Source organism: Hypericibacter terrae (genome assembly GCF_008728855.1).
Lineage (GTDB): Bacteria > Pseudomonadota > Alphaproteobacteria > Dongiales > Dongiaceae > Hypericibacter > Hypericibacter terrae.
On record NZ_CP042906.1, the window covers coordinates 2,509,370 to 2,524,781 of the forward strand.

Consider the following 15,412-nt stretch of genomic DNA (forward strand, 5'->3'; position numbering starts at 1 on the left):
GGGCGAATCAATTCCACATCAAACGGTTACTACCCGGACACACAGGGGTGTGTTGTCGAGTGGCAATTATGTGGTCAACCAACAAATGCTCGGGCCCGGGGAAGGGCAGTAGTCGCTGTAAATCTAGATAAATAGAGAGTTAACGTCATATAAAAACCAAAGAAACACCAATGATAAATGACAACAGAAATAGCTAAAAATCATTACTTATACTGCGATGGTTAATTACAATACCCTGTTAATTCAATAAAACCTGTAGCATTCGCCTTAATTTTCGCTCATATATATGGCCGCGTTAAACACCCGAAGTGGGTCCCGTCCGAGAACGAAAAAGACGCTCGTGGGAGCGTCACGGCCGAGCGGGGCTGGCGATAGGGGATCATTAGGAGACTCACGTGGCCCAGCCGACAGGCGGCGCCGGTTCATCCGGCGCTACTTCGACGTCTTCGTCTTCGACCGTTTCGCACGAGGGCGCCGTCAGCCCCGCGGAGTCGGGGCCGGTGAATTCGGCGGCGTCGGCCAACGAGTCGATGCCCAACGGCGCGACAGCCAATGGATCGGAGCCCCACGGCCCGGTGTCCAACGGTGCGGTCGGCGAGACGCAGGTCGCGGAGACCTCGGGCAATCCGCCGGCGACGCCGCCGTCGGGCGACAACGTCACCATCATCCATGTGAGCGCCGGTCAGCCGATCGACCTGCCGATCGACCCGCAGCAGCTGGCCGATGCGCAGATCCAGATCGTCGGCGGCGATCTCGAGATCAAGCTTCCCGACGGGCATATCTACCTGCTGGTCGGTTTCGTCGCAGCCGAAGAGGCCGGTAACGCGCCGGACATCATCGTGCAGGGCGGCGAGCATATGACGGCGCCGGACGTGCTGGCGCTGGCGGGCACGACCCTGGAGGATCTGCTGCAGACGGCTGCCGGCGGCCCCCAGGCCGGCACCGGTGCTGCGAACCAGGGCGCTTCGTTCCGTCCGGGCGAGGGGCTGGGCCTGCTGAACGGCCTGCACGACCAGGGCCCGATCGGGCCGACGGCGCTGTCCTATGGCGTGCCGGAGCCTTTGACCGGCCCGCTCGACAAGCTCGACAACAACCCCGACGAACGCGCGCTGCTGCAGTGGCACATCGAAGGCTCCACGCTGGTGCATGAGCCGTTCTTCGGCCAGAAGGGGAACAACCAGGAGTTCCTGCGCGAGGCGATCTCGGAAGGCAACGAGGGTTCGACCGCCTATTACACGGTCACCTACACCGGCGGCACCTTGGCGCCGGGCCAGAGCGCCACGATCACGGTGTCGACGGGCGACGGCCACCAGCCGCAATATCCGGATGCGACCAGCGGGGCGGATTACGGCCCTCTGAGCACGGTCCTGACCTTCACCGGCGGCGGGGCGACCTTCCAGACCGTGTCGGTCGAGATCTTCGGCGACACGATCGTCGAGGGCACCGAGGACTACTCGGTCAATCTGTCGGGCCAGAGCCACGGCACGATCGTGGATCCGACCCAGGACACGGACATCGTCGACGAGACCACGGGGCCGTTCTGGAACATCCAGGGCGACAGCTCGGTGGCGGAAGGCGACAACGCGGTCTACACGGTTTCGTATAACGGCGCCGTTCTGGCGCCGGGCCAGACCGCCTTCATCACGATCGAGACGCACAGCGGCACGGCGACCGAAGGCACGGACTTCGACACGCGCGACGACACGGTTCTGACCTTCGTGGGCGGCGGCGCCACGGCGCAGACCCTGACGGTCCATGCCGACACCGACACGGCGATCGAGGGCACCGAGGACTACTCGGTCGAGATCACCAACCCGACCATCGGCCTGGTGGGCAACCCCACGGCGACGACCGACATCGTCGATGCCGGCGCCTCGCCGCAATGGTCGATCACGGGCACGACGGAAGTGACCGAGGGCGACAGCGCGGTCTACACGGTGAGCTACACCGGCGCGACCATCGAGAACGGCCAGAGCGCGACCATCACGGTGGCGACGGGCACCGCGGCCGGCGGCAATCCCGATGCGACGGCCGATACGGATTACAGCTCGCTGACGACGGTGCTGACCTTCACGGCGGGCCAGACCGCGCAGACCGTTTCGGTTGCGACGGTCGACGACACGGCGATTGAAGGCACCGAGGACTATCAGGTCCAGATCTCAAATCCGAGTGCCGGCAATGTCGTCCAGCCGACGGTCACGACCGACATCATCGACGGCGACACGGGCGCGGCGCTGCAATGGCGCGTCGACGGCCAGTCGATCGTCCAGGAAGGCGACAGCGCGACCTATACCGTCAGCTACACCGGCGGCACGCTCGAGAACGGCCAGACGGCGACCATCACGGTCGCGACCGGCAACAACGCCGGCGGCAATCCGGATGCGACGGCCGATACGGATTACACCTCGCTCTCTACCGTTCTGACCTTCACGGCGGGCCAGACCGCGCAGACCGTTTCGGTCGCGACGGTCGACGATACGGCGATCGAGGGGACCGAGGATTATCAGGTCCAGATCTCGGGTCAGAGCGCCGGCACGATCGTTCAGCCGACCGCGGCGACGGATATCATCGACGGCGATTCGGGTGCGGCGCTGCAATGGCGGGTCGACGGCCAGTCGATCGTGCAGGAAGGCGACAGCGCGACCTACACCGTCAGCTATACGGGCGGCACGCTCGAAAACGGCCAGACGGCGACCATCACGGTCGCGACCGGTAACAATGGCGGTGGCAATCCGGACGCGACAGCCGATACGGATTACACCTCGCTGACCACGGTCCTGACCTTCACGGCGGGCCAGACGGCGCAGACCATTTCGGTCGCGACCGTCGACGACACGGCGATCGAGGGCACCGAGGACTACCAGGTCCAGATTTCGAATCCGAGCGCCGGCTCGATCGTTCAGCCGACAGCGGCGACTGATATCATCGACGGCGATTCCGGGGCGGCGCTGCAATGGCGCGTCGACGGCCAGTCGATCGTCCAGGAAGGCGACAGCGCGACCTATACCGTCAGTTACACCGGCGGCACGCTCGAGAACGGCCAGACCGCGACCATTACCGTGGCGACCGGCAACAATGGCGGCGGCAATCCGGATGCGACGGCCGATACCGATTACACCTCGCTGACCACGGTCCTCACTTTCACGGCGGGCCAGACGGCGCAGACCATCTCGGTCCAGACGGTCGACGACACGGCCATCGAAGGCACGGAGGACTACCAGGTCCAGATCTCGGGCCAGAGCGCCGGCACGATCGTCCAACCGACCGCGGCGACCGACATCATCGACGGCGATACCGGCCTCAGCCTGCAATGGCACATCACCGGGACGACCGAGGTTCCCGAGGGTTCCGACGCGACCTACACCGTCAGCTATACGGGCGCGACGCTGGAGAACGGGCAGACCGCGACCATCACGGTGCTGAGCGGCGACCAGTCCGGCGGCAACCCGGATGCGACGGCCGATACGGATTACACCTCGCTGACCACGGTCCTCACCTTCACGGCGGGCCAGACGGCCCAGACCGTCTCGGTCCATACGGTCGACGACACCGCGGTCGAAGGGACTGAGGATTACCAGGTCCATTTGACGAATCCGTCCATCGGCTCGTTCGGCCTCGCGACGGTCACCACCGACATCATCGACAATGACAGCGGTGCGGCGCTGCAATGGTCGGTGACCGGCAGCTCGCAGGTCACCGAGGGCCAGGACGGGGTCTACACCGTTTCCTTCACGGGGGGCACGCTCGAGAACGGCCAGACGGCGACCATCACGGTCGCAACCGGCAACAATGCCGGCGGCAATCCCGATGCGACGGCCGGCAGCGACTACACCTCGATCTCGACCGTTCTGACCTTCACCGCGGGCCAGACGGCCCAGACGGTCTCGGTCCATACCACCGACGACACTGCGATCGAAGGGACCGAGGACTACCAGGTCCAGATCTCGGGCCAGAGCGCCGGCACGATCGTTCAGCCGACGGCGGCGACCGACATCGTCGACGGCGACACCGGCGCCGCCCTGCAATGGCGCGTCGACGGGCAGTCGGTGGTCAATGAAGGCTCCGACGCGACCTACACGGTGAGCTATAGCGGCGGCACGCTGGAGAACGGCCAGACGGCGACGGTCACGGTCGCGACCGGCAACAATGCCGGCGGCAATCCGGACGCGACGGCCGGCAGCGATTACACGTCGATCTCGACGGTCCTGACGTTCACGGCGGGCCAGACGGCGCAGACCGTCTCGGTCCATACCACCGACGACACGGCGATCGAGGGGACCGAGGACTATCAGGTTCAGATCTCGGGCCAGAGCGCCGGCAACATCGTGAAGCCGACGGCGGCGACCGACATCATCGACGGCGACAGCGGCGCCGCCCTGCAGTGGCGTGTCGACGGGCAGTCGGTGGTCAATGAAGGCTCCGACGCGACCTACACGGTGAGCTACAGCGGCGGCACGCTGGAGAACGGCCAGACGGCCACCATTACGGTGGCGACCGGCAACAACACCGGCGGCAATCCGGATGCGACGGCTGGCAGCGACTACACCTCGATCTCGACGGTCCTGACCTTCACGGCGGGCCAGACCGCCCAGACCGTCTCGGTCCATACCACCGACGACACGGCGATCGAGGGAACCGAGGACTATCAGGTTCAGATCTCGGGCCAGAGCGCCGGCAACATCGTGAAGCCGACGGCGGCGACCGACATCATCGACGGCGACAGTGGCGCCGCCCTGCAGTGGCAGGTGACGGGCACGACGCAACTGTTCGAGGGTTCCGACGGCACCTACACGGTTTCCTATACGGGCGCGACGCTGGAGAACGGCCAGACGGCCACGATCACCGTCGCCACAGGCAATGCCACCGGCAACGCCACGCCGGACGCGACGGCCGGCGTCGACTACAGCTCGATCTCGACCGTCCTGACCTTCACGGCCGGTCAGACCGCTCAGACCGTCTCGGTTCACACCCTCGACGACACCGCGAACGAAGGGTTCGAGGACTACCAGGTCCAGATCTCGGGCCAGAGCGCCGGGACGATCACCCAGCCGACGACCACGACGAACATCATCGACGAGCCCGTTACGGTTCAGTGGCATATCACCGGCACGACGCAGCTGACCGAAGGTCAGGACGGGACCTACACCGTCAGCTACACCGGCGGCACGCTGGAGAACGGCCAGACCGCGACCATCACGGTTCTGACCGGGAACAACAGCGGCGGCGCGCCGGACGCCACGGCGAACACCGACTACAGCTCGATCTCGACAATTCTGACCTTCACGGCGGGTCAGACCGCCCAGACGGTCTCGGTCCACACGATCGACGATACGGCGATCGAGGGCACCGAAGACTACGAAGTCAGGATCACGGGCCAGAGCACGGGCGGAATCGTCCATCCCACGACGACGACCAATATCGTCGACAATGACACGGGCGCGGCCCTGCAATGGTCGGTCACGGGCACGACGCAGCTGTTCGAAGGCTCCGATGGCACCTACACGGTGAGCTACACCGGCGGCACGCTAGAGAACGGCCAGACGGCCACGATCACCGTCGCCACAGGCAATGCCACCGGCAACGCCACGCCGGACGCGACGGCCGGCGTCGACTACAGCTCGATCTCAACCGTCCTGACTTTCACCGCGGGCCAGACCGCGCAGACCGTCTCGGTCCACACCCTCGACGACACCGCGAACGAAGGGTTCGAAGACTACCAGGTCCAGATCTCGGGCCAGAGCGCCGGCACCATCCTCCAGCCGACGGCCACGACCAACATCATCGACGAACCGGTCGTGTTGCAGTGGCATATCACCGGCACGACGCAGCTGACCGAAGGCCAGGGGGGCACCTACACCGTCAGCTACACCGGCGGCACGCTCGAGAACGGCCAGACCGCGACCATCACGGTTCTGACCGGCAACAATAGCGGCGGCGCGTCGGACGCGACGGCGGGTGTGGACTACACCTCGATCAGCCAGGTCCTGACCTTCACGGCCGGCCAGACGGCTCAGACCGTCTCGGTTCAAACGACCGACGACACGGCGGTCGAGGGCACCGAGGACTACGAAGTCAGGATCACGGGCCAGAGCACGGGCTCGATCGCCCATCCCACGACGGCGACCGACATCGTCGACAACGACGCGAACGGCCTGCAATGGTCGATCACGGGCACGACGCAGCTGACCGAAGGCGCCGACGGGACCTACACGGTCTCCTATAGCGGAGCCACCCTCGGCGCCGGCCAGACGGCGACCATCACGGTCGCGACCGGCGGCAACGGGACCGGCAATCCGGATGCGACCGCAGGCGTGGATTACACCTCGGTCAATCAGGTTCTGACCTTCACGTCGGGCCAGACGGCGCAGACGATCGCGGTCCATACGACCCAGGACACGATCGTCGAAGGAACGGAAGACTACGAAGTCAAGATCTCGGGCCAGAGCTCGGGCACGATCACGCACGCGACCACGACGACCGACATCGTCGATAACGACGCGACGAACCTGCAGTGGTCGGTCACGGGGACGACGCAGCTGACCGAAGGTCAGGACGGCACCTACACGGTGAGCTACAGCGGTGCGACCCTGGATGTCGGCCAGACGGCGACCATCACGGTCGCGACGGGCACGGCCGCCCTGGGGGCGCCGGATGCGACGGCGGGTGCCGACTACACTTCGTTGACGCAGGTCCTGACCTTCACCGGCGGCGGTCCGAACTCGCAGACGGTCTCGGTCCACACCACCGACGACACGATCGTCGAGGGCACCGAGGACTACCAGGTCCAGATCTCGGGCCAGAGCTCGGGCTCGATCGTCCAGCCGACGACGACGACCAACATCGTCGATAACGACGCCACGAACCTGCAATGGTCGGTCACGGGGACGACCCAGCTGACCGAAGGTCAGGACGGCACCTACACTGTCTCCTACAGCGGTGCCACGCTCGACCTCGGCCAGACGGCGACCATTACGGTCGCGACCGGCGCGGCCGCCCTGGGGGCGCCGGATGCGACGGCGGGTGCCGATTACACCTCGTTGACGCAGGTCCTGACCTTCACCGGCGGCGGTCCGAACTCGCAGACCGTGTCGGTCCACACCACCGACGACACCATCGTCGAGGGCACCGAGGACTACCAGGTCCAGATCTCGGGCCAGAGCTCGGGCTCGATCGTCCAGCCGACGACGACGACCAACATCGTCGATAACGACGCGACGAACCTGCAATGGTCGGTCACGGGGACGACCCAGCTGACCGAAGGCCAGGACGGCACCTACACGGTGAGCTACAGCGGTGCGACCCTGGATGTCGGCCAGACGGCGACCATCACGGTCGCGACGGGCACGGCCGCCCTGGGGGCGCCGGATGCGACGGCGGGTGCCGACTACACTTCGTTGACGCAGGTCCTGACCTTCACCGGCGGCGGTCCGAACTCGCAGACGGTCTCGGTCCACACCACCGACGACACGATCGTCGAGGGCACCGAGGACTACCAGGTCCAGATCTCGGGCCAGAGCTCGGGCTCGATCGTCCAGCCGACGACGACGACCAACATCGTCGATAACGACGCGACGAACCTGCAATGGTCGGTCACGGGGACGACCCAGCTGACCGAAGGCCAGGACGGCACCTACACGGTGAGCTACAGCGGTGCGACCCTGGATGTCGGCCAGACGGCGACCATCACGGTCGCGACGGGCACGGCCGCCCTGGGGGCGCCGGATGCGACGGCGGGTGCCGATTACACCTCGTTGACGCAGGTCCTGACCTTCACCGGCGGCGGTCCGAACTCGCAGACCGTGTCGGTCCACACCACCGACGACACCATCGTCGAGGGCACCGAGGACTACCAGGTCCAGATCTCGGGCCAGAGCTCGGGCTCGATCGTCCAGCCGACGACGACGACCAACATCGTCGATAACGACGCCACGAACCTGCAATGGTCGGTGACGGGCACGACCCAGCTGACCGAAGGCCAGGACGGCACCTACACTGTCTCCTACAGCGGTGCCACGCTCGACCTCGGCCAGACGGCGACCATCACGGTCGCGACGGGCACGGCCGCCCTGGGGGCGCCGGATGCGACGGCGGGGGCGGACTACACCTCGCTGACGCAGGTCCTGACCTTCACCGGCGGCGGTCCGAACTCGCAGACCGTGTCGGTCCACACCACCGACGACACGATCGTCGAGGGCACCGAGGACTACCAGGTCCAGATCTCGGGCCAGAGCTCGGGCTCGATCGTCCAGCCGACGACGACGACCAACATCGTCGATGACGATGCGACAAACCTGCAGTGGTCGGTCACGGGGACGACGCAGCTGACCGAAGGTCAGGACGGCACCTACACTGTCTCCTACAGCGGTGCCACGCTCGACCTCGGCCAGACGGCGACCATCACGGTCGCGACCGGTGTCGCCGCCAGCGGTGCCCCGGATGCGACGGCGGGGGCGGACTACACCTCGCTGACGCAGGTCCTGACCTTCACCGGCGGCGGTCCGAACTCGCAGACCGTGTCGGTCCACACCACCGACGACACGATCGTCGAGGGCACCGAGGACTACCAGGTCCAGATCTCGGGCCAGAGCTCGGGCTCGATCGTCCAGCCGACGACGACGACCAACATCGTCGATAACGACGCCACGAACCTGCAATGGTCGGTGACGGGCACGACCCAGCTGACCGAAGGCCAGGACGGCACCTACACGGTCTCCTACAGCGGGGCCACGCTCGACCTCGGCCAGACGGCAACGATCACGGTCGCCACAGGCGATGCGATCGGCAATGGCACCTCCGACGCGACGGCGGGTGCCGACTACACCTCGCTGACGCAGGTTCTGACCTTCACCGGCGGCGGGCCGAACTCACAGACGGTCTCGGTCCATACCACCGACGACACGATCGTCGAGGGCACCGAGGACTACCAGGTCCAGATCTCGGGCCAGAGCTCGGGCTCGATCGTTCAGCCGACGACCACGACCAACATCATCGACAACGATGCTGGCGGCCTGCACTGGTCGATCACGGGCACGACCCAACTGACCGAAGGTGCCGACGGCACCTACACGGTGAGCTACACGGGCGCCACCCTGGGCGCCGGCCAGACGGCCACCATCACGGTCGCCACTGGCGATGCGACCGGCAACCTCACGTCCGATGCGACGGCAGGGACGGACTACACCTCGCTGACGCAGGTCCTGACCTTCACCTCGGGTCAGACGGCGCAGACCGTCGTGGTCCATACCACCCAGGACACGATCGTCGAAGGGACAGAAGATTACGAAGTGAAGATCTCGGGCCAGAGCTCGGGAACCATCACGCAGCCCACGACCACAACCAACATCGTCGATGACGATGCCACGAAGCTGACCTGGTCGATCGCGGGGACGACGCAGCTGGCCGAAGGTGCCGACGGCACCTATACGGTTTCCTACACGGGCGCCACCCTGGGTGTCGGCCAGACGGCGACGATTACCGTCGCCACCGGCGATGCGACTGGCAATCTCACCTCCGACGCGACAGCAGGGACGGACTACACCTCGCTGACCCAGGTCCTCACCTTCACCTCGGGCCAGACGGCGCAGACCGTCGTGGTCCATACGACCCAAGATACGGTCGTCGAGGGTACCGAGGACTATCAGGTCCAGATCTCGGGCCAGAGCTCGGGCACCATCACCCAGCCCACGACCACGACCAACATCGTCGATGACGATGCGACGAAGCTGACCTGGTCGGTCACGGGGACGACGCAGCTGGCCGAAGGTGCCGACGGCACCTACACGGTGAGCTACACGGGTGCGACCCTGGGCGTCGGCCAGACGGCGACGATCACCGTCGCCACCGGCGATGCGACTGGCAATCTCACCTCCGACGCGACGGCGGGGACGGACTACACCTCGCTGACGCAGGTCCTGACCTTCACGTCGGGCCAGACGGCGCAGACGGTCGCGGTCCATACGACGCAGGATACGGTCGTCGAGGGCACCGAGGACTACCAGGTCCAGATCTCGGGCCAGAGCTCGGGCACCATCGTCCAGCCGACCACCACGACCAACATCGTCGATGACGACGCGACGAAGCTGACCTGGTCGATCACGGGCACCACCCAGCTGGCCGAGGGTGCCGACGGCACCTACACGGTGAGCTACACGGGCGCGACGCTCGGTGCTGGCCAGACCGCGACGATCACGGTCGCCACCGGCGATGCGACCGGCAACCTCACGTCCGATGCGACGGCGGGGGCCGACTACACCTCGCTGACGCAGGTCCTGACCTTCACGGCGGGCCAGACGGCGCAGACGGTCGCGGTCCATACGACGCAGGACACGATCGTCGAGGGCACCGAGGACTACCAGGTTCAGATCTCGGGTCAGAGCTCGGGCACCATCGCCCAGCCGACGGCGACGACCAACATCGTCGATGACGACGCGACGAAGCTGACCTGGTCGGTCACGGGGACGACCCAGCTGACCGAAGGCGCCGACGGTACCTACACGGTGAGCTACACGGGCGCGACGCTCGGTGCTGGCCAGACCGCGACCATCACGGTCGCCACCGGCGATGCGACCGGCAACCTCACGTCCGACGCGACGGCGGGGGCCGACTACACCTCGCTGACACAGGTCCTGACCTTCACGGCCGGCCAGACGGCGCAGACGGTCGCGGTCCATACGACGCAGGATACGGTCGTCGAGGGCACCGAGGACTACCAGGTCCAGATCTCGGGTCAGAGCTCGGGCACCATCGCCCAGCCGACGGCGACGACCAACATCGTCGATGACGACGCGACGAAGCTGACCTGGTCGGTCACGGGGACGACCCAGCTGACCGAAGGCGCCGACGGTACCTACACGGTGAGCTACACGGGCGCGACGCTCGGTGCTGGCCAGACGGCGACCATCACGGTTGCCACGGGTGTCGCCACCGGCGGTGAATCCGACGCCTCGGCGGGGACGGATTATACCTCGATCAACCAGGTCCTGACCTTCACGGCCGGCCAGACGGCGCAGACGGTCGCGGTCCACACGACGCAGGACACGATCGTCGAGGGCACCGAGGACTACCAGGTCCAGATCTCGGGCCAGAGCTCGGGCACCATCACCCAACCGACGACCACGACCAACATCGTCGACGACGATGCCACGAAGCTGAATTGGTCGATCACGGGGACGACACAGCTGACCGAAGGCGCCGACGGCACCTACACGGTGAGCTACACCGGTGCGAGCTTGGGCGTTGGCCAGACGGCTACCATCACGGTCGCAACCGGTGTCGCTGCCAGCGGTGCCTCCGATGCCACGGCGGGTGCGGATTACACCTCGATCAACCAGGTTCTGACCTTCACCTCGGGCCAGACGGCCCAGACGGTCTCGGTCCACACGACCCAGGATACGATCGTCGAGGGGACGGAGGACTACCAGGTCCAGATCTCGGGCCAGAGCTCGGGCACCATCACCCAACCGACGACCACGACCAACATCGTCGACGACGATGCCACGAAGCTGAATTGGTCGATCACGGGGACGACACAGCTGACCGAAGGCGCCGACGGCACCTACACGGTGAGCTACACCGGTGCGAGCTTGGGCGTTGGCCAGACGGCCACCATCACGGTCGCAACGGGTGTCGCCACTGGCGGTGAATCCGACGCGACGGCGGGAACCGACTACACCTCGATCAACCAGGTTCTGACCTTCACTTCAGGCCAGACGGCCCAGACCGTGTCGGTCCACACGACCCAGGACACGATTGTCGAGGGGACCGAGGATTATCAGGTCCAGATCTCGGGCCAGAGCTCGGGCTCGATCACCCAGCCGACGACCACGACCAACATCGTCGACGACGATGCCACGAAGCTGAACTGGTCGATCACCGGCACGACACAGCTGACCGAAGGTGCCGACGGCACCTACACGGTGAGCTACACCGGCGCCACCATTGGTGCCGGCCAGACGGCTACCATCACGGTCGCGACCGGCACCAATGCCGGCGGCGCCTCGGATGCGACGGCGGGGGCCGACTACACCTCGATCAACCAGGTCCTGACCTTCACCTCGGGCCAGACGGCCCAGACGGTGTCGGTCCACACGACCCAGGACACGATCCTCGAGGGTACCGAGGACTATGAGGTGAAGATCTCGGGCCAGAGCTCGGGCTCGATCACGGCCCCGACGACCACCACGAACATCGTCGACAACGATGCGTCGAACCTGCAGTGGTCCATCACGGGCGTCACCCAGGTCAATGAGGGCTCCGACGCCAGCTACACGGTGAGCTACACCGGCGCCACCATCGGCGCCGGCCAGACCGCGACGGTCACGGTCACCGCGGGTGCCGGCATCAATGGCGGCACGCCGGATGCCACCTCGGGCAGCGACTACACGGCGCTCACCACGGTCCTGACCTTCACCTCGGGCCAGACGGCCCAGACGGTGGCGGTCAAGACGATCGACGACACGATCGTGGAGGGCACGGAAGATTACGCGGTGCGGATCTCCAACCCGACCGGCGGCACCATCGTGACCAACCAGGGCACGGCGGGCACGCTGATCATCGACAACGACAAGAACATCCCGGTCGGGGCCAACGACACGGTCTCGATCCTGGAAGACGGTGTCGAGGCGGTCGGCAGCTTTGCGGCCGGCACGGCGGCGGGCACCAACGACGAGATCGCCACCGGCAACCTGACCTACACCTTCGGCGGCGATGGCCAGGCGGCGTCCGCGCCGTTCGTGTGGAACACCACCGTCACGATCGCGGATCCGGAGGGCGGCGATCCGGCCCATCCCAATCTCACTTCCGGCGGCCAGCCGGTCGTCTGGGTGTCGCAGAACAGCGGCTTGACCCTGATCGGCACGGTCAGCGGCGGCGTGCATAACGGCGAGACGGTGGCGAAACTCGACATCACCAACGTCACGACCGGTGCCTACAAGTTCGAGCAGCTGGGTGCCATCGACCATCCGGATGCGAACCAGAGCGGCCATACCGACGATCTGAAGCTGACCTTCAGCTACACGATCAAGGACAATCTTGGCGGCGACACGGCGAACGGCACCCTCGCGGTGACGATCGGCGACGACGCTCCGATCGCGAACGCCGAGAGCAAGACGGTGGCGGCGGCCGGTTCGGTCGACACCAATCTGATGATCGTGCTCGATATCTCGGGCTCGATGACGGATGACAGCGGTCTCCAGGGTCTCGATCGTCTGCAGGCTTCGAAGGCGGCCATCAACGAGCTGTTCGAGCAGTATGGCAGCCTCGGCAGCGTGAAGGTGCAGATCGTGCTGTTCTCCGGCAGTGCTACGGACCAGGGCAGCGTCTGGCTGACACTCGACCAGGCCAAGACCTTCATGGCGACCGTCTCGGCCGGGGGCAGCACGAACTACGACGCGGCGCTGCAGCAGGCGATGACGTCGTTTACCGACAGCGGCAAGCTCGCCACCCCGTCGGTCCAGAACGTGGTCTACTTCGTGTCGGATGGCGATCCGACGGCTTCGTCGTCCTGGCCGGTGCTGGGCGACCAGGGCAATGGCATCCAGGCGACGGAAGAGAATGTCTGGACGTCCTTCCTGAACACCAACCACATCAACGCCTTCGCCATCGGCATCGGCTCGGGCATCAATGTCACCAACCTCAACCCCGTCGCCTGGAACGGCGCGGTGGGTAGCGACAGCAACGGCCAGGCCGTGACGGATCTGGGTCAGTTGGCCCAGACCCTGACGAATGCCGCGCAGAACACGGTGACCGGCAATGTCACGACCGACAATGGCAGCGCCACGGGCGCGGACGGCGCCTATGTGAAGGTCTTCACCTATAACGGCTCGATCTACACCTTCAACGGCACCAACGCGGTGGTGAATACCGGGACGGCGCGGGCCTTCACCTTCGTGGGCGGGGTGCTGACCTTCTCGACCAACGAAGGCACGATGTCGCTTAACATGCTCACGGGCGCCTACACCTTCGCGATCTCCAGCGTGCTCACGAGCCCGGTCCCGGAAGCTTTCTCCTACACGCTGCATGACGGCGACGGAGACGAGGCCGGCAACACGATCACGATCAACGTAACGCCTTCCAACAGCGCACCGATCGTGCGGGATGACAACCTGATGATTGCTGATGGCAATCCCTCGACCTTCACGGTCGACAGCAAGTGGTTGCTGTGGAACGACAGCGATCGCGACGGCGACGTGATCTCGATCACGGCGGTCGGAGCAGGAGCTTCTCTGACAGCTGGCAACGTGGTGATCGACACCAGCATCAGCAGCTTCGGTTACACCGGCACGTCGACGGCGTTCAGCGACACGGCGACGGTCGCGGTCGATACGACCAATAAGTCGAGCTTCGGAGGCAACGGTCTCGACAACATCCTCGTTGGCGACGGCAGCAAAGATCACCTCCTCGGTTACGAGGGCAATGACGTGCTCGTCGGCGGCGATAACAACGACACGCTCGAGGGCGGCGACGGCAACGACCTGCTGATCGGCGGCAATGGGAACGACAGCCTGGATGGCGGCAATGGCGACGATCTGCTCCAGGGTGGGGCCGACACGGACTCGCTCCAGGGTGGGACCGGATTCGATATCGCCGACTTCTCGGACCTGGGGACCGGCGTCACCATTACGCTCGATGGCAGCGGGAACGCGACGGCCTCGGGCGGCTCGGCCGACCAGCTCTTCGGCATCGAAGGTCTGATCGGCGGCAGCGGTAACGACAACTTCACCGGCAACAACGCGGCCAACTACCTCGACGGCGGCAGCGGCAACGACAATCTGGCCGGCGGCGGCGGCAACGACACCCTGATCGGCGGTGCCGGCGCCGATACTCTGAATGGCGGCACCGGAGACGATGTCATCTTCGGAGACTCGCTCGACAGCGTCGATGGGGGCACCAACGTCAGCAACAATCTGCTGACAGACGGCAACCATGGTGACGTGCTGCTCTTCGGTAGTTCGATCGATCTGACCGCGGCTGGTCTGAATGGTCACTTCAAGGGCATCGAGACCATTTCACTCCAGAACGCAGCCTCCGGTGCTTCGGGCAACCAGACCTTGTCGCTGAACATCAACGACCTGGTCGATATGGGCACCACGGGCACCGCGGATCCGGGCGGCCAGTCGGGCGGCGCGGGCACGACCTACGACTTGACCAAGGCTCTGCGTGTCGACGCCGATGCCGGCGACACCGTCAATCTCGTCAATACCGGTGCGAACGATCATTGGCTGAGCGCACCGGGCGCTACCGGCATCCCGGCCGGCTATACCCTCTACGTCCATGTCACCTCCGGCACCGAGGCCGGGACGAACGAGGACGGGTATGTGCTGGTGAGCGGCACCGCGAACGTCACCCATTCCTAGACGGCGGTTCGACGAACAGCCCGGCGACATCCGTCGCCGGGCCGGACGGAAAAGGGCGG

1 protein-coding gene is annotated in these 15,412 nt (G+C 65.7%); it reads left to right on the forward strand.

The genetic code is table 11. From position 1 onward, the window contains the following. Positions 1 to 575: 575 nt before the first annotated feature. Complete coding sequence (locus FRZ44_RS11525) at positions 576 to 15,353, forward strand: Calx-beta domain-containing protein (RefSeq protein ID WP_191908542.1); 14,778 nt, start codon at positions 576 to 578, stop codon at positions 15,351 to 15,353. The last annotated feature ends 59 nt before the right edge of the window (positions 15,354 to 15,412 follow it).